Below are 15,712 nucleotides of genomic sequence, written 5' to 3'. Positions count from 1 at the left end.
GTCCCTACCGATCGGCTCGTGCTGAGCCGCCGTTCGCCCCGGCAGGGTGGAAGTCGTCGGCGGGGTCGTGGTCGTCAGGCTGGAAATTCACGACGGAGGCGCAGAACTCGCGCCACTCCGGGGTGTCGTCGGCCCGGATGGGCGCCTCATCGGCGACCACCGGGCTCCGCAGCACGGTGAACTCGTCGGTGAGATACACGATCTCGTCGTCGGAGAGCTGGGCGGACGCCGCGCTGTCCGCCCAGCCCTCGAAGGCCCGCAGTTCTCCCAGACGGTAAGCCCGGCAGTAGACGAACATCAGTGGGCTTCTCCCGCCATCTGCCTGCGGAGGCTCAGCGGCCGCAGGTCCGTCCACACCTGTTCGATGTACTCCAGGCACTCCTCGCGGCTACCGCGGTGTCCGACCGGCGTCCAGCCGGCCGGGACGTCCATGTCCGCCGACCAGATCGAGTACTGCTCCTCGTGGTTCATCACGACCACATACGTGCGGTCGTCCTCGTGGTCCGCCACGTGCCATCCCTTCCATACGCGGATCGATTCGGGTCACAGCCGGCCGGCCGGCTCCGCCATCGCGACCGCGATCTTGCGCGGACCGGTGAACGGCTCGCGGCCGTGCGCGGCCAGCATGTTGTCGATGATCATCAGGTCGTCGCGGTGATAGTCGAAACGCGTGCTGGCCGACCGGTAGCAGGCGCGCAGGTGATCCAGTACTTCGACGGGGATGTCCGCGCCGTCGCCGTAATAGGTGTTGCTCGGCAGCCGGTCCGCTCCGTACATGTCGAGGAGGCCGGCCCGGACGGCTGCCGGCAGGGTGGACACGTGGAACACGGTGATGTGGTTGAACCACACCGGCACGCCCGTCGCCGGATGCTTGTGCACCGCATCACGGACGGCCTCGGTACGGAGCCCGGTGGTTCCGATCCAGTGGGCGCCGAGCCCGTTTCTGGCGCAGTGGTGCTCCACCTCTGCTCGATCGGACGTACCGAAGGCTTCCTGCCAAGGCAGACCGACGTCCTCGTGATAGTTGCGGACGACCATCCACCGGCGACGCTCGAACTCCTCGCGTACCGACTCATCGATCTCGGAGTACACCCGCCTGGTGTCGGCGAGCGGGGTCGCCCCGCCCGAGTCGGGCGGGGTCAGGCAGAGGAAGTAGAGGACTCCCGGCCAGTGGGCCTGGTAGGAGTTCTCGTTGTGCAGGAAGATCTCCGCGTCGGGGGGATATTCGGTCGAGGTGTAGATGTTGCCCTTGATCACCCTGCGCGGCGAGGACCGCTCGGTATAGGTCAGCGGGGCTCCGGAGAACGTCCTGACGGCGGCGTCCAGGCCGTCGACGCCCCGGACGGCGAACCCGCGTAGCAGCACCGCACCGTGCCGGTGCAGGGCCGCGCGCAGCTCCTGCCCGCGGTCGGCGAGGATCTCGGTGACATGTGCCGGTGCGCCGTCGTCGGCCTGCACCACCAGCGGCAGTTCCGGCCCGGTCATGGCTGAACGGCTTCTCTGGACGTGGCGGCCCGCTCGGCGATGACGGGCAGCAGGGTCCGCCCGCCCGTCTCCGGTCCGCCGGGGTCTCCCGGCGTGGCCTCGGGCTGGTCGTCCAGGGCCCCGATCACCAGGCTGAGCGTCTTGCCGCCCTCTTCGAAGACCATACGATGGCTCTCCAGCCAGCGCAGCCGGCGGGTCAGGTCCGCGGGGCCCGTGGGCCACTCCGACGCCAGCCGCCCGGGCTTGGTCGGTGACGCCAGCCGGCGGAGCAGCCGGACCATGTCCTCGTCGACCTGATGCCGGGCGGGCGACTCCCGCCGCCGTGAATCCTCGATCCACCAGCCTCCGGCGGGATCTCCGTCCAGACGGAGCTCCCCCACCGGCCCGGCCGTCCCCGACCACTCCCGCTGCCACCCGGCGACGAGTTCCCGCAGCCGGTCGTGCCACGAGACGGCCTCGATCGCGTATTTCCCGAGGCTCTGATCGGAGAAGAAGTAGGCGAGGTCGAACAGCGATTCCTGGTCGAACGGATAGATCAAGGGGTAGTAGTCGACCGGCCACAGATCGAGCCCGAACTCGTCACGCCGGTTGAAATAGGGGCTGAATCGGTCGAACCTGACCATGTACACGCCGTGCGGCGGAGGCAGGTGGGAGAGGTTCGGCATGTGCTTCGCATAGTGCGGGAAGACCTCCGGGTCCTCGCCCGGGAACCCGATCAGCAGATTCCAGTCGGGGAAGATGTCGAACTCGCGGCAGTGCTTCAGGAACTGCAGGTTGTGGAACGACGTGGTTCCCTTGCCCATGAGCTTCAGCGTCGAACTGGAGAGCGCCTCGATCCCCGGTTGCACCATGTTGACGCCGGCCCTGGCCATCCGCCGCAGATCATCGCGACTCAGCGGCAGCTTGACCTCGTAGTAGATCGAGACACCGGGCGGCGTCTCCAGGTGGTCGAAGACCTCGCGCGGGTAGTGCCGGGGCATGACGTTGTCGGTACAGAAGAGCAGGGGGAACCGGGGGGCGAAGGTGAAGAGCCTCTGGAACTGTTCGATCGCGAGGCCGGCGTCCATGGACCGGTAGGCCATGCTCTGGCCGTTGAGCCCGCAGAAGGTACAGTGCGAGCGCTCTCCCCACCAGCAGCCCCGGGAGGTCTCGAAGAAGAGCATGGGGCTCGCCTCACCGTTTTCCCGCACCTCTGGATGGGTGTCCAGCGCGTCGAAGAACGCGCTGAAGTCAGGCACGATGACGTCGTTGATGTCCCTGTTGCCGCCGATGGCCCGCCGGAATCTCGGTTCCTTGCAGTTGGCCCGGGTGAGGATCCCCGGTATCTGCGAGTTCGCCTCCGGACGCCCCGCCAGGACGTTCTCGACCAGTTTCGGCAGGGTCTGGAGGGCCGGCCCGGAGAAGACGTAATCGATGACGGGGACCTGCTCGGCGATGACGGCGCCCATGGGGGATTCGCAGTTGGCGCCGCCCAGCAGCGTCAGAGCGGCCGGGTTACGATCCTTGACCAGCCGGGCCGCGGCCATGCTCGGGACGTTCTGGGTGAACATCGAACTGAACCCGACAACGTCCGCCTCAGCCAGGCCGTGTTCGTCGACCAGCGTCGCGCACAACGTTCCGAGGCCGTCGCGGCGCGCCAGGATGTTCTCGCGGAATTCCCGCCAGCCTTCGCCCCGATAAAACCTGGAGAAATAGTCGTCGGCGTTGTCCTGCTGTCCTGGGAAGGCCAGGTCGCGGAACAACCAGTCGCCCAGGCCGGTGTCGACGTGGTCGTGGTTCAACGAGATCTGCTCGTACAGCTTGGCGCCGAAGTACTCGGCGAAATCCTGGTTGAGGTAGTGCACACTGACTTCGATCGCGGAGCCGAATTCACACCGGAGCGACTCGGCAAGCTGGCTCAACGCGAACGAAGGCCGATTCCAGTCGGCGAAGGGCATATTGACAAGGGCCATTCTCAACATAGGCAAACCCTCGGGGAGCGGTAAGAAACCACGTCTCAAGAAAGGATCGGCAGCTTGCCGGGCCCGGCTCGCACGGCACGACGGCGGACGCCGAATACCGGAAAACGAAAGGTCACCCGGGCCTTTCCCGCTCTCGTCACCATGTCGAGAGCGGGCGGCCGGCGGTTCGTCTGGAGCGCCGATCAGTAACCGGCGTACAACACCCAGGGGAAGACGCCCGAGCCCGCTTCGCAGCAGGGCTCGTACTCGCAGCTCAACGGCACACCGGGCACGCTGGGTTTGAGATCGTACAGGGCGTCCATGCAGGCGGACTTCGTTGTGAACCGCTCCAGCTTCTCGGCTGCATGGGCGGTGCCGGACAGGGTCAAGAGCAGGATGGACGCCGTCAGGGCGGCCATGGCCAGTGCGATGGCCCGTCGAATCATCGATTGCCTCCTTCTTTCTGTCTCACTGTGCGCGGTGACTGCTTCAGCTCGCCGGAGTGCGCGAGCGGTTCGCGAGCGAGTCGCGGCCTCGGGCGAGATCGCAGGCGATCGCGGCGTGGGCCGAGGCCACCTGGCTGTCCTCGAGAATCTCGATACAGAAGGCATGGACGAGTGAGTTACAGGCGTCGGTCCTGGCCGGCGTCGTCGCATAACCTTGGCTGTTGAGGTAGGCCAGACATTCCTGTGCCGACTGCGGCGCCGATCCCACGGCTTCCGCGGTGGCTGCGGCCGGCAGAGCGGACATGCCCAATGTGAGCACCGCGAGGCTTCCGGCAACGGCGATAGTCTTCAGAACGCTCATGACAGATCGGGCCCCTTTCTACATCTCGGACCGGGAACAGCATGCAGGTCAGGTAACCGAGTCGGGCGATTCGGCCGCTTGCGTTTACTTGCCGTTGTCGCCGAACGCCTTTCTCCGGGACTCTAGGTCAATACGAGCTGCCATAACCAGGCCATCGACCGGACATTTGACGATGACCCCAGGACGCCGGAGAATTCCGCTGATCACGAGAGCCCGAGGACAGCCGGCGGGCAGGTGGCGGCTCGGGAGAGGTGCCGGATGGCCTGGGCGAGGTTGGTCGCGCCGGGCAGGCGCAGGGTGCCGACGGCGAGGTCGCGTAGGAGTGAGCAGCCCGGCTTCGACGGTCAGCGCCTTCAGCGTGCGATGCTCCTCGCGGCCGTTGGCCGGGGATCGGGAGGCGGTCCCGGCCGTCGGTGGCCAGCCGGTCGTCGGCTCCGTCTACACGCCGCGACCGGGCCTGGCGCACCTCGAGCGGTGTGAACACGGCCCGACGGGGGTTTCACGAGAGTGGATGACCTGGCGGGACAGGACCAGTCCGAAGATCGCTTCCCGCCAGAGGCGTGATCGTTTCCCGGATCTGCCCGGTGGCCTCACGCGTCAGGCATTCAGCGATCTGCGCACGGCGGCGTCCACCAGATCGTGGATCTCCTGCTCGCTGAAGATGTCGGGCAGTGTCAGCCGCTCCACGATGAGCCAGTTGAGAGTGAGGTAGAGGAGCACCACCGAGGTCGAGTCGCCGGGCAGGCCAGAAGCGGCGTGGTAGCCGATGTTGGCGTCGATGTCCTCGCGGATGCGCTTGGTCAGCACGGCGCGCAGCTCGGGACGCCGCGTGGACTCCAGCCGGAGCTCGAGCAGGGCCAGGTAGCCGGAGTTGAAGGCGGAGACCCGATCCACCAGTTCGTGCATGAGCTCGGCGTAGCGGGTTTCGTCCTGCACGCCTTCCCTGCTGCGGGCGATCGCGGCCTCGTCGGGCAGCAACCGCTCATAGATGCGTCCGCCGACCTGCGTGAACAGGTCGTCGCGGTTGGCGAAGTAGTTGGACGCCGTGCCCGTGGGCACGGCCGCCTCCGCATCGACGGCCCGGAAGGTCAGCCCCCGCGCTCCCTCCCTGGCCAGCACCTCGATGGCCGCGTCGATCAGCGCCTGCCGCCGCTCCGGATTTCTCCGCACTTGACACCACTCCAGTTGTAGTACTACTTTCAAAGCACTTCAAGCAGAGTACTACATCAGGAGCCAAACCGTATGCGGAAGCTTGTCTACTACATCGGCGTCTCGCTTGACGGCTACATCGCGGGCCCCAACGCCGAGTTCGACTTCTACCCCGTGTCGGACCAGATGGCCGCTTGGATCAACCTCCGCTATCCCGAGACGCTCCCCACCCACATCCGCAGGCTTGTCGGCCTCGAGGACGCCCCCAACAAGGTCTTCGACACGCTGGTGATGGGCCGCGGCACCTACGAGCCAGCCCTGGACGTCCCCACCACCAGCCCGTACTCCCACCTGCGCCAGTACGTCGTCTCCAGCACGCTGACGATCGACGACCCGATGGTGCAGGTCGAGACGGGCGACCCGATCGAGCTCGTCCGGCGGCTGAAGGCCGAGGACACCGGCATGGACATCTACCTCTGCGGCGGCGGCAAGCTCGCCGCCTCCCTGCTCCCGGAGATCGACGAGATCATCCTCAAGAGCTATCCCGTGGTGGCGGGCACGGGCATCCCCATGTTCTCCGGACCGTTCCGCCCCACCCTGTTCACTCCCGCCCGGCGCGAGTCCTTCGACAACGGCGCCCAGGTCACCTGGCTCAGCAGGGCCTAGAACCGCAAGGAGAAGGCATGCATATCAAACTCCCAGCCTCGATCGACCAGGCCAGGGCCGACCACCGGCCCCGATCGCCGCACCGGCACGAACACCCGGCGCGCGACCTCAAGCCCACGGGCCGGACCATCCTCTCCCGCCGCCCGACCGCCGCCCCTCGCCGCCGCGGGTATTGAGCGGGCGGGCACGGCACCTTGAGGGGCCCGACCAGTTCCGGGGCCAGGAGCATGCCAGCCGGCCTCCGTCGCGTGGACGGCTCCCGCCCACGGTTGTGTGAGCGCGGCGTCCGGGTGCCCTGGCTCGTGATTCCATGATCGCCCACGGACGCAGCCGCAACGACCGTACGAGGAAGATGGCTCAAGCTCCTCCTGCCCCTTCTCGCCATCCTCCTCGTCGGAGCGATGGGCCTGTACCAGCTGATGAACGCCCGGACGTTCCAGCTGGCGGGAGAACTGACCCACCGCGTGACGACCGACGAGAAGGTCGTGGCCCTGACCTTCGACGACGGCCCTGACGAGCACACCCACGAGATCATCGACGTCCTCGCCGAGCAGCGCGTTCGCGCGACGTTCCTCGTCGTCGGCGCCCAGGTCGAGGCCCGGGCACAGGACGCGCAGGCGCCGGTCGCCGCAGGCCATCAGCTCGCCAACCACACCTACACCCACCGGCGCATGGTCTTCGTCTCCCCCGCCACCGTGGCGAGCGAGATCGAACGCACCGATGCGGCCATCCGGAAGGCGGGGCAGCGCGGCGAGATCCTGTTCCGTCCGCCGACGGGCAAGGAACTGCTGGTGCTACCGCTGTGTCTGGCCGGCAACCGGAGGCGCACAGTGATGTGGGACGTGGAGCCGGACTCGGGCAGGAGCCCGACCGCCGTCGAGATCGTCGCGGCCGTGCGCGAGCAGACCAGACCAGGATCGATCATCCTGCTCCACCCCTGGTACGGCAGCGGGCAGAACACTCGCGAAGCCATCAAAGACCTGATCACTGGCCTCCGTGACCAGGGATACCGATTCGTCACGGTCTCGGAGTTGCTCGCTGTGCAACGTCGTTGACCTGAGCACATCGCCGATCACGTCGGGCACCCGGGCGCCGGCGTCACGGAAGCCGTCCACCGGCACCGGCTACGGCCGATGAGGGTGTTCGTCGACTTCCAGACATGAGAAAGAGCCCTCGGATCGCTCCGAAGACCCTTCTCACCCGCATCTTCCCGGTGGGGTGTTCACGAGTGCCGCTGAGCCGGGTGTTCAGTCAGGCGGCGACGATCGCATCCCGGCAGGTTCGGGATCGTTTCCCCCTCAAGCTTCAGGCGAGGTCGAGAATCGGGATCAGCTGCTCCTCCTCATACGTCAGGTGCGCTTCGAGCTCATCGACGAGCCGCTCGATCTCGGCCCGTACCTTCAGCGGATCCTCTCGAGCAAGGGCCTGCTTCAGCTCTTCCAGGAGCGCAGCGATGCGCTCGTGCTCCTCGGCCAGCCGCTCCAGGGCCGGAGCGAGCGAGGGGTGCCGCTCGGCCAGGCCGGGGAACATCATGGTGTCCTCGCCCGTGTGGTGATGGTGCAGCCCCTGGCAGACGGTCAGGCAGTTGATGCGAAGTTGCACGCCCAGGCCTGGCCGTTCCGCATCGGACAGCTCCTTGCGGATCAGCGCGAGTTCGCGGCGGAAGCCGTCGTGCACCAACGTGAGGTACGCACCGCCCGACGGTGCGCTGCCCCGGGGCGGACCGACCACGCGAAGTGCGACGACCGGGATGGTACGCGTCGTCTTGGCCTGGTAGTCGGCCCAGCCGGGGTCGCCTTCCACCGCGCGGGCGAACGCCACGTCACGCTCGGCACCCTCCAGGACCTCCGCCTCGACATCGAAGATGAGAACGCCAGTCTCCACGGTGGCGCGCGGGTTGGCCTTCACGTTGTGATACCAGGCCGGGTTGTTCGGCGCTCCCCCGGCGGAGGCGATGACCAGCATGCGCTCACCGCCGTCGGGCAGGTAGCCGAGCGGGGTCGTGTGCGGCTTGCCCGAGCGGGCGCCCGTGGTGGTGAGCAGGAGCAGTCGCGCTCCCTCGAAATAGCCACCGACCTGGCCGTTGTTGGCGCGGAACTCGTCGATGACCTGCTTGTTGAAATCCATTCTTCTCCATTGGTGCTGTCTGCCGTGTCGTACTGAATGGAGAAGAAGACGGCGGGCCGCGGGCCCGTCCGGCGATCAAACGTCAGCCGGGCTGCTCTCTGGTGCGTGGCCCAAGGCCGACCCGGCAGTCACGCGGGTCACGGTACTACACCCGCCGACAAGGTGGACAGCGGGAAGTGCAGGGCAGTGAGTGGACACTTGACCGCCGCCGGATAGCGGACGGGTCTCTTCATTCCACCGTGGCGAGGAGCGTGAGAACATCCTCTGCTTCTGGCGCACCCAACCGTTCAAGAATCGCCAGGCCATCTCTCAGGTGTGCGTACCCTTCTTCTCGCCGGCCCAGGGCGTTGAGGGACTGCCCGATGGCGGCGTGGCACGTCCGATGACGAGTTCGTTGCCGATGTTACGGCCGAGCGTCACGCACCGGTGTCGATGGCTGCGACCACCTCTCCCTCCCGCGCGCGATCGCGACGACCGTGGTGGACGGGCGACCGGTGGCCTCTCCGCCGGCGACGATCGCACGGTACGGATGTGGGCCTGTCGTCACGGCGGCGCGCCAGCTACGACGAAACCATCCGCATGTGGAACCTGAACACAGGCGAAGAGATCGATGCATCCCGTGCCGACGGGCGGCGCTGGACGGGCGCAGTCGGCGCCACCACCCTCCACGGCCGACCGGTCGCCCTGACCCTCGCCCACGACGGCGGCCTCAGGGTGCTCGACCTCACCACCGACCCGCCGACCACGACCTCTCCCGCCGACCAGCACGCCGAATCCGTGCACGACCTCGCCGTCACCACCATCGGCGATCGGCCGGCCGCGGTCATCGCCAGCCGCAACAGCTCGGACCCCGTGACGATCTGGGACCTGTCCACGGGCAACGCCCTCGGCGACCTTCCCAGCAAGGCCACAGGAGCGGTTGCCGCCGCCACAGTGGACGGTCAACCCATCGCTGCGACCACCAGCCATCAGACGGTACGCGTGTGGAAGCTCACCACCCGCCGGCAAGTCGGATCCGACCTGCACTTCCCCAAACCCGTAAGAGGGGTGGCAATCAGCGCGGACGGGCACGTCATCGTCTGTTTCGACCGCGACATCGCCGTGTTCGTCAACACCCCGGCGCCGCCCGAACCTTGAGCCAGGGCTCCGCTCCGGCAGGTGTCAGGAGGGGGCGGCTGGCGCGGCCCCTCGTCAGCGATCCCGTGGCCCAGCCGGCAGCGTCCGGCACTCCTGCAGCGCCAGAGGGTGCAGGGCTTGCGTCACTAAAGTATGCCGCATGAAACTGACTACGGAGAGTAGCGTCTTTAGCACGCTACGCCATGATCTTCCAGCTTCGCTGGTGGTCTTCCTCGTCGCGGTCCCCCTGTCGCTGGGCATCGCCATGGCCGCCGGAGCGCCGCTCGCGTCCGGGCTGATCGCCGCCGTAGCAGGCGGCATCGTCGCCGGCTTGCTGGGCGGCTCACCCGTCCAGGTGAGCGGGCCGACGGCGAGCCTGACCGTGGTGATCGCCGGCCTGGTGCACACCTACGGCTGGCGGGCCACCTGCCTCATCACCATCCTGGCCGGCGGGGTCCAGCTGTTGCTGGGCGCGTTCAAGGCGGCGCGCGCCGCGCTGGCCATCTCGCCCGCGGTCGTCCACGGCATGCTGGCCGGCGTCGGCATCATCATCGCGCTCGCCCAGCTGCACGTGGTGCTGGGCGGCAGTCCGCAGCACTCCGGGCTGGCGAACCTGACCCAGCTCCCCGGCCAGATCATCGCCATGCACGGCCACAAGGTCATGGTCGGCGTGCTCACCGTCACGGTCCTGCTGGTCTGGGGCCGGCTGCCCAAGCACGTCCGGGCGATCCCGGCCCCGCTGGCGGCGCTGCTCGTGGCCGCCGGCACGGCGGGAGTGTTCGGCTGGAACGTCACCCGCATCGACCTGTCCGGCGCGATCGACGGGTGGGCGCCGCCGGAGCTGCCGCACGGCGACTGGCAGCACATCGCCGGGGCCGTCCTGCTGATCGCGCTCCTGGCCGGCGCGGAGTCGCTGCTGTGCTGCGTGGCCACCGACAGCATGCACACCGGCCGCCGCGCCGACCTCGACCGCGAACTGTCCGGGCAGGGCGCGGCGAACGTGGTGAGCGGCTTCCTCGGCGGGCTTCCGGTGGCCGGCGTGATCATACGCAGCACCACCAACGTCCGGGCGGGCGCGCGCAGCCGCTGGTCGGCCGTCCTGCACGGCGTCTGGGTCCTGCTGTTCGCCCTCTGCCTCGGTGGAACGATCCAGCTCATCCCGATGGAGGCGCTGGCGGCCCTGCTGGTCTTCACCGGCATCAAAACGATCAGCCTCGGCCACATCAGGAAGGTGCACGGCCACAACGAGGTCCCCGTCTATCTGGTCACCATGACCGGCGTGATCCTGATCGGCCTGGCCGAGGGCGTGCTGGCCGGGCTGGCCCTGGCCGCGCTGCTGGCCCTGCGCCGGCTGACCCGGGTGACCGTCGACAAGCGCGAGGAGCCGGACGGCCGCCTGAACGCCACCGTGTCCGGCTCGCTCACCTTCCTCGGCGTGCCCCGCCTCACCCAGGAGTTGCGCGCCATTCCGGCGGGCGCCGCCGTGGACCTCGACCTGAACATCGACTTCATGGACAACGCCGCCTTCGAGGCCCTGCACTCCTGGCGGCTGGACCACGAACGCCTGGGCGGCACGGTCACCATCGACGAGCTGCACGACGAGTGGTACGCCCTGGCCGCCAGCGGCACCCGCATGTCCCCGGCCAAGAGCCCGCCCAAGCCGGCCGGACGCTGGTGGCTGCCCTGGGCCCACCGCCGCGGTGATGCGGCCATGACCGCCATCGAATGCCAGCTCACCCGGGGGGCCGAGGAGTTCCACCGGCGTACCGCGCCGCTGGTGCGGCCCATCTTCATGGAACTGGCCACCAGGCAGCAGCCGACCCACCTGTTCATCACCTGCGCCGACTCCCGGATCATGCCGAGCCTGATCACCTCCAGCGGCCCCGGCGATCTGTTCACCGTGCGCAACATCGGCAACCTGGTGCCGTGCGCCGGCTCCGACCCGGCCGACGACTCGGTGGCCGCCGCCATCGAATTCGCCACGCGCGTGCTGAACGTCCACACCATCACGGTCTGCGGCCACTCCGGCTGCGGCGCGATGGCCGCGCTGCTCGGGGCCCCCGCGGCCACGGCCGACCTGCCCCAGCTGCACCGCTGGCTCCAGCACGGCGACTCCAGCCTGACGAGGCTCGCCGACGGCCACCTCGACGACCCGCTGGACGCGCTCTGCAGGCTGAACGTCCAGCAACAACTGGAGAACCTGAGGACCTACCGCAGGGTGGATGAGCAGGTCAAAGCCGGACGGCTGAAGCTGGTCGGTCTCTACTTCGACATCGCCTCCGCACAGGTGCACGTAGTGCCTGCCCTCCCACCCGCCGCGTCGGAGCCGGCCGTGACGGCTTGAAGACCTTCTGAGATGGCCCCGGTGAGCGACACACCGGGGTTACCCGGTGAGGGGATGCCTCCAGCCTCCGGATCGGCTCATGCTTCTCCCCTTGCCGGTCCGGACCCGTCGCCCTCGATCAATGCCCGCAACACCTTGGCCTGCTCGACGTCGGTGCCCCCGGCCCGCATCCGGGCCGCCTCCTCGCCGGTGAAACCTGCCGCACGCCAGGCCGCCGTCTCGTCGATCGGCACCCCGGCGCGCCAGAACTCGGTCATCAGGGAAATGGCGTCCTGCCCCGACGCGAGCACTCGTTCGGCCTCGCGGGCGGACAGGCCGAGCGCTGCGAAGACCCGTGCCTGCCCCGCGTCGATGCCGCGTTTCGCCCACTCCACCGCGTCGGCGCCCGTCCAGCCCGCCTCCACATAGGCGCGCGCCCGGCCCGGCGGGACACCCATCCGCAGCAGCTCCCGCATGTCGCCGGAGCGTTCCTCGTCGGCGAACGCGCCATCCCGCCTCTCGCCCCGGTGCAGCAGCCGCCACAGCCGGCCCCGCGGGTGGGGACGTTCCCCGGCGAGATGCCGGTCGGCCGCCTCCTCGGGCGGATAGCCCAGCTCGCGCCACTGCACCGCGTCCCTCGGCGTCATGCCGGCCCGCAGCCACAGATCCACGGTGTACGGGGTGGCTCCGGCGGTGCGCCACGGCCGCGCGTCGGCGGGCGTGTAGACGCCGGACTTGCGCCACCGCTCCGCGTCGTTGATCGAGAAGCCGTCGTCGATCCACCGCCGGGCCTCGGCGATGGTGAAACCGCGTCGCCGCCACTCGTGCAGCGGCTCGGGGCTCGGCTCGTCGGCGTAGCCCGTCGTCATGACTCTCCTTTCGCCGGCACCCGCCACGGCACGTCCGCCGGGACGCGGGCCACGGACGCCCAGCCGGGCGCATGCCCGCCATCGCCGATCAGGCAGACCACCACCTGCGCCGCAGGGCGCTGCTCGGGCCACGGCGTCTCGCCGTCGGTCAGCACGATGACCAGGTCGGGGCGGGGCCGCAGGGCCATCGCCGCGGCGATGCCGGCCCGCATGTCGGTGCCGCCGCCACCGACCAGTTCGACGTCGCTCGGCCGGCGCACCACCTGGACGGGGTGCGGGTGGACGTCGCAGCAGAACGCCCGCAGTCGCCGGTTGGGACCGGCCACGCCGTCGATGATCCCGGTCACCTCGGCAAGCAGCCGGTTCAGCACGTCGTTCCCGACGCTGCCGGAGGTGTCCATCACCAGCACCGTGTCCGGGACCGCGCGCACCATCGACGGCGGCACGATGTCGGCGTACGCGCCGGCGCGGCGCGACGGGCGGTGATAGCTGAAATCGACCTGCCCGCCCACCGTGCTCAGCCCACGCCGGATCGTCGCGCCCAGGCGGGCCCGCCAGTTCACCGAGGGACGCAGGCGCTCCTCGGCCCAACGGCGCCACCCGGACGGCACCTCGCTGCGCGCGCTGATGCGGTCCTGGATGCCCGCCGCGATGGAGCGTTCGAGCAGTTCCCGGTCAAGCTGGGTGAGCCCTTCTCCGGAGGCGCTGTCCGCGTACGTGCGCTCCTGCCCGTCCACCGCGCTGCCGCAGTCGATCGCCTCGGCCAGCGCCTGCCCGCCGCGGCCCATCGCGTCGGCCAGCACGTCGAGCATCGGCACGTACTCCTCCGCGGTGCGATGGGCGGGAAGGCCCAGGTCGGTGGGCGACACCACGCCCGCCGGGCCGCGCAGGTCCTCTGCCTCCAGGTCGTCGTTGATCTCGGCGTCGGCGGCCTGGTTCCAGCGGTGGGCCTCCTCGTCGCGGACGTCGCCGGCGGCGTGGCCCGCCTCGTGGCCCGGCTCCGGCCGCACCGGTGAGCGGGCGGCGTGACCGCGCACCAGGTGACCCACCTGGTGGAGCATCCACCAGGCGACCTCCTCGACCGGGGCGGCCAGCGCGGTCCCCGGCTCCACGTACAGGTTCCACCGGGTGTCGGCGGGGAAGGCGCGAAAGCCGGGGTCGGCGACGGGCGCGCCGGTGTCCTCGTCCAGGGCCGGTTCCAGGATGACCGGGTTGAGGGCGAAGACGGCCGAGGCGAGGTACGGCGCCTGGTGCGCCGCCCGCAGTCGCGCGGTGGCGATCCTGACGCGCACCGCCTCTTCGTAGGCGGGAGTACGGGGGCCGTCGGCGTTCATCGCATGAGCCCGGCTGAGCGCAGCACCGGCGCTAGTTCGAGCATCGTCTCGGGCAGGGTCGCGCCCTCGGGCCGGGAGCGGGCCAGCGACCGGGCCGCGGTCGCCGCCACATCCGGTGCCGTGCGCGCGACCCGTGCCACCACCGCCCACGCCCGCTCCCACGTGTCGGTCGTGCCGTCCGCCTGCACGTACGCCACTACCGCGCCGAGCAGGGCGTGCAGCCGGTCGAGCCGCTCCGGCAGGCGTGCCTGGGGGTCGTTCAGCAACGTTTCCGGGTCGGGCAGGTCGAGGTTGCGGCGCCAGGAGAGCAGCTCGAACCCGGCCGCCTCACCGACCGCGCCGAGCACCAGCTCGGCCAGGACCGGCTCGTCGGCGCCCAGGTGCTCGCACGCGGCGATCGCCCGTGCGGCGATCTCCCAGCTGCGCGGGCTGGGCCAGCCGCGGCCCGCCCGGTCGGGACTGTCGGGCACCGCCAGCACGAGTTCCGGCCGCACCCGCAGGAACGCCCCGACCAGCGCCCGCGCGCCGGCCGCCGCGGCGGGCCCGGCTGTGTCCTTCACGTCGTACTCCGGCACGGGGAAACCGCCGGCGAAGCCCTCGGCGATATCCTCGGCCGTGACCGTCCAGTTCAGGTGGATGAGCCGGTTGGCCAGCGGCGCGGACAGGTCCCAGCCGTCGGCGGCCTGTTCCGGCGGGTTGGCGGCGGCCACGATCCGCACCTCGTCCGGCAGCACCAGGTCGCCGACCGTGCGCTCCAGCACCACCCGCAGCATGGCGGCCTGCACGGCCGGCGGCGCGGTGGTCAGCTCGTCGAGGAACAGCAGACCGCCGCCCTCGGCGGCGAGTCGCTCGGCCCATCGCGGCGGCGCGAACCAGGTGCTGCCCTCACGCAGCACCGGCAGCCCGGAGAAGTCGCTGGGCTCGCGGATCGAGCCGACCACCACCTCGACCGGCAGACCGCCGGCCGCGCCGAGCGCGGTCACCGCGGACGTCTTGCCGGTACCCGGCGCACCCCAGACGATGACCGGCAGATTGGCTGTCACCGCGACTGCGAGAGCTTCTCGTGTCACTGATGGCGGCGCCATTAGCGTCCTCCTCGCCGGCCGTCCGGATCTTTTCCGGGCAGCACGTATCGGAACGTCGAGCCGTGACCGCCGACGTCTGGTGTGGTGTCTGTCGGTCCGCGCCCGGCGGACCGACACCGCCGCCAGCTCATGGCGGAGCTCGCGACGGCGGCGAGCGAGCCGATCGGGTCGTCGGCGTTCACTGCCTGGGCGAGCACTGCGACGCGGTCGGCTCCACGCCGTCATCCTAGGTTGACGATCGTCCAGGCGTCAACCAAAATTGACGACGCATGGAAGCCGGGCCGACCGGCGGCTCGGGTACGGCCCTCGGCAGCCGCCTTCGCGGCGCACGGTTCGTTCCGTGCGTGCCGCGTTCGCCGGACCACGGCACTGACCTCACCACGGCCTGACCAGAGCAGCCCCGCACATCACAGGGAAGCGCGGTATGAGCACAACACATCGGGACGCGGCGACTGGTGCATGGCGGGCATCGCTTCGCCTCCTGCTGTCGATCTGGCTGCTGTCAGTACTCCCAAGCCTGTAACCCTGCTCAACGGGAGTCCCCTCTACCGCAATCCACCCGGAACCGGGAGGGCCTGGTCGATGGGCGGGTTGGTGCGATGCAGCTGTTGCACGTCCACATCCTGGCCCCGCCGATGGATCAGCAGAAGGCCGGTGACGACCTGGGCCTTTACCTCACCCTGGTCAACAACAGCGACGAACCTCAGGAACTCGACGGCGTCAATGCCGTACACGCCGAAAGGGTCGTCTACCGCGCGAGCCCGTCCGCCCCCCGGCAAGCCGTCAAGGTGACGATCCCCGCCCGTGGCAC

The 15,712-nt window shown here is 69.5% G+C and carries 17 protein-coding genes; 6 read left to right on the top strand and 11 right to left on the bottom strand.

The features are described 5' to 3' along the window. Nucleotides 1–4 precede the first annotated feature (4 nt). The 7 genes from E1292_RS25805 to E1292_RS25775 form a co-directional block, all read right to left on the bottom strand. Complete coding sequence (locus E1292_RS25805; protein WP_132597793.1) at nucleotides 5–298, bottom strand: hypothetical protein; 294 nt, start codon at nucleotides 296–298, stop codon at nucleotides 5–7. After that, nucleotides 298–510 (bottom strand): MbtH family protein, encoded by a 213-nt coding sequence (locus E1292_RS25800; RefSeq protein WP_132597792.1) that lies wholly within the window; start codon nucleotides 508–510, stop codon nucleotides 298–300. The genes E1292_RS25805 and E1292_RS25800 overlap by 1 nt, the downstream gene beginning before the upstream one ends. Before the next feature lie 33 nt (nucleotides 511–543). After that, the gene (locus tag E1292_RS25795) at nucleotides 544–1,485 is read right to left on the bottom strand and encodes a TauD/TfdA family dioxygenase (RefSeq protein ID WP_132597791.1); all 942 of its coding nucleotides are present in this window, start codon (nucleotides 1,483–1,485) and stop codon (nucleotides 544–546) included. Next, a complete protein-coding gene (locus E1292_RS25790) occupies nucleotides 1,482–3,422 on the bottom strand; it encodes a RiPP maturation radical SAM C-methyltransferase (protein WP_246090333.1) in 1,941 nt (646 codons plus the stop codon). The genes E1292_RS25795 and E1292_RS25790 overlap by 4 nt, the downstream gene beginning before the upstream one ends. 206 nt (nucleotides 3,423–3,628) lie before the next feature. After that, nucleotides 3,629–3,871, bottom strand: a complete 243-nt coding sequence (locus E1292_RS25785) for a hypothetical protein (protein ID WP_132597789.1) — start codon at nucleotides 3,869–3,871, stop codon at nucleotides 3,629–3,631. A gap of 43 nt (nucleotides 3,872–3,914) precedes the next feature. Next, nucleotides 3,915–4,232 (bottom strand): hypothetical protein, encoded by a 318-nt coding sequence (locus tag E1292_RS25780; RefSeq protein ID WP_132597788.1) that lies wholly within the window; start codon nucleotides 4,230–4,232, stop codon nucleotides 3,915–3,917. Nucleotides 4,233–4,829: 597 nt separating this feature from the next. Then, nucleotides 4,830–5,402, bottom strand: a complete 573-nt coding sequence (locus tag E1292_RS25775) for a TetR/AcrR family transcriptional regulator (protein WP_132597787.1) — start codon at nucleotides 5,400–5,402, stop codon at nucleotides 4,830–4,832. Between the two features lie 72 nt (nucleotides 5,403–5,474). Here E1292_RS25775 and E1292_RS25770 point away from each other — a divergent pair, with 72 nt between their 5' ends. The 3 genes from E1292_RS25770 to E1292_RS25765 all read left to right on the top strand — a co-directional run bounded on the left by E1292_RS25770 (nucleotide 5,475) and on the right by E1292_RS25765 (nucleotide 7,102). Further along, nucleotides 5,475–6,047, top strand: coding sequence for a dihydrofolate reductase family protein (locus tag E1292_RS25770; RefSeq protein WP_132597786.1), 573 nt, complete (start codon nucleotides 5,475–5,477; stop codon nucleotides 6,045–6,047). Nucleotides 6,048–6,064: 17 nt separating this feature from the next. Then, nucleotides 6,065–6,223 (top strand): hypothetical protein, encoded by a 159-nt coding sequence (locus E1292_RS51345; RefSeq protein WP_165974738.1) that lies wholly within the window; start codon nucleotides 6,065–6,067, stop codon nucleotides 6,221–6,223. Between the two features lie 225 nt (nucleotides 6,224–6,448). Beyond that, the gene (locus E1292_RS25765; RefSeq protein ID WP_132597785.1) at nucleotides 6,449–7,102 is read left to right on the top strand and encodes a polysaccharide deacetylase family protein; all 654 of its coding nucleotides are present in this window, start codon (nucleotides 6,449–6,451) and stop codon (nucleotides 7,100–7,102) included. Nucleotides 7,103–7,352: 250 nt separating this feature from the next. On the opposite strand, the gene E1292_RS25760 is transcribed toward E1292_RS25765, so the two are convergent. Further along, a complete protein-coding gene (locus E1292_RS25760; RefSeq protein ID WP_132597784.1) occupies nucleotides 7,353–8,174 on the bottom strand; it encodes a nitroreductase/quinone reductase family protein in 822 nt (273 codons plus the stop codon). 531 nt (nucleotides 8,175–8,705) lie between these two features. On the opposite strand from E1292_RS25760, the gene E1292_RS25755 reads away from it, so the two are divergent. Together E1292_RS25755 and E1292_RS25750 are read left to right on the top strand one after the other, a co-directional pair. Then, the gene (locus E1292_RS25755) at nucleotides 8,706–9,311 is read left to right on the top strand and encodes a WD40 repeat domain-containing protein (RefSeq protein ID WP_132597783.1); all 606 of its coding nucleotides are present in this window, start codon (nucleotides 8,706–8,708) and stop codon (nucleotides 9,309–9,311) included. Between the two features lie 139 nt (nucleotides 9,312–9,450). After that, the gene (locus E1292_RS25750) at nucleotides 9,451–11,634 is read left to right on the top strand and encodes a bifunctional SulP family inorganic anion transporter/carbonic anhydrase (protein ID WP_132597782.1); all 2,184 of its coding nucleotides are present in this window, start codon (nucleotides 9,451–9,453) and stop codon (nucleotides 11,632–11,634) included. 77 nt (nucleotides 11,635–11,711) lie between these two features. Here the strand turns inward: E1292_RS25750 and E1292_RS25745 are convergent, their stop codons facing one another. Genes E1292_RS25745 through E1292_RS25735 form a run of 3 tightly spaced genes read right to left on the bottom strand, consistent with a single transcriptional unit; the run spans nucleotide 11,712 to nucleotide 14,901 of the window. Next, the gene (locus E1292_RS25745; protein ID WP_132597781.1) at nucleotides 11,712–12,482 is read right to left on the bottom strand and encodes a hypothetical protein; all 771 of its coding nucleotides are present in this window, start codon (nucleotides 12,480–12,482) and stop codon (nucleotides 11,712–11,714) included. After that, nucleotides 12,479–13,816, bottom strand: a complete 1,338-nt coding sequence (locus E1292_RS25740) for a vWA domain-containing protein (RefSeq protein WP_132597780.1) — start codon at nucleotides 13,814–13,816, stop codon at nucleotides 12,479–12,481. The genes E1292_RS25745 and E1292_RS25740 overlap by 4 nt, the downstream gene beginning before the upstream one ends. Beyond that, entirely contained in the window at nucleotides 13,813–14,901 is a 1,089-nt protein-coding gene (locus E1292_RS25735) for an AAA family ATPase (protein ID WP_132597779.1), read from the bottom strand. Before E1292_RS25735 ends, E1292_RS25740 begins: the two co-directional genes overlap by 4 nt. Nucleotides 14,902–15,500: 599 nt before the next feature. On the opposite strand from E1292_RS25735, the gene E1292_RS25730 reads away from it, so the two are divergent. Continuing rightward, a partial coding sequence (locus E1292_RS25730) for a hypothetical protein (protein ID WP_132597778.1) occupies nucleotides 15,501–15,712 on the top strand: 212 nt, incomplete at its 3' end.

Source organism: Nonomuraea deserti, assembly GCF_004348685.1.
GTDB lineage: Bacteria > Actinomycetota > Actinomycetes > Streptosporangiales > Streptosporangiaceae > Nonomuraea > Nonomuraea deserti.
Note: the sequence above shows the minus strand (reverse complement) of the source record. Positions and strands in the feature narration are given on the sequence as shown.

Coding starts and splice junctions, on each gene's coding strand:
- E1292_RS25765 (WP_132597785.1), top strand. CDS start 6,449: ATGGGCCTGTACCAGCTGATGAACGCCCGGACGTTCCAGCTGGCGGGA.
- E1292_RS51345 (WP_165974738.1), top strand. CDS start 6,065: ATGCATATCAAACTCCCAGCCTCGATCGACCAGGCCAGGGCCGACCAC.
- E1292_RS25795 (WP_132597791.1), bottom strand. CDS start 1,485: ATGACCGGGCCGGAACTGCCGCTGGTGGTGCAGGCCGACGACGGCGCA.
- E1292_RS25780 (WP_132597788.1), bottom strand. CDS start 4,232: ATGAGCGTTCTGAAGACTATCGCCGTTGCCGGAAGCCTCGCGGTGCTC.
- E1292_RS25735 (WP_132597779.1), bottom strand. CDS start 14,901: ATGGCGCCGCCATCAGTGACACGAGAAGCTCTCGCAGTCGCGGTGACA.
- E1292_RS25750 (WP_132597782.1), top strand. CDS start 9,451: ATGAAACTGACTACGGAGAGTAGCGTCTTTAGCACGCTACGCCATGAT.
- E1292_RS25760 (WP_132597784.1), bottom strand. CDS start 8,174: ATGGATTTCAACAAGCAGGTCATCGACGAGTTCCGCGCCAACAACGGC.
- E1292_RS25805 (WP_132597793.1), bottom strand. CDS start 298: ATGTTCGTCTACTGCCGGGCTTACCGTCTGGGAGAACTGCGGGCCTTC.
- E1292_RS25770 (WP_132597786.1), top strand. CDS start 5,475: ATGCGGAAGCTTGTCTACTACATCGGCGTCTCGCTTGACGGCTACATC.
- E1292_RS25790 (WP_246090333.1), bottom strand. CDS start 3,422: ATGCCCTTCGCCGACTGGAATCGGCCTTCGTTCGCGTTGAGCCAGCTT.
- E1292_RS25785 (WP_132597789.1), bottom strand. CDS start 3,871: ATGATTCGACGGGCCATCGCACTGGCCATGGCCGCCCTGACGGCGTCC.
- E1292_RS25740 (WP_132597780.1), bottom strand. CDS start 13,816: ATGAACGCCGACGGCCCCCGTACTCCCGCCTACGAAGAGGCGGTGCGC.
- E1292_RS25745 (WP_132597781.1), bottom strand. CDS start 12,482: ATGACGACGGGCTACGCCGACGAGCCGAGCCCCGAGCCGCTGCACGAG.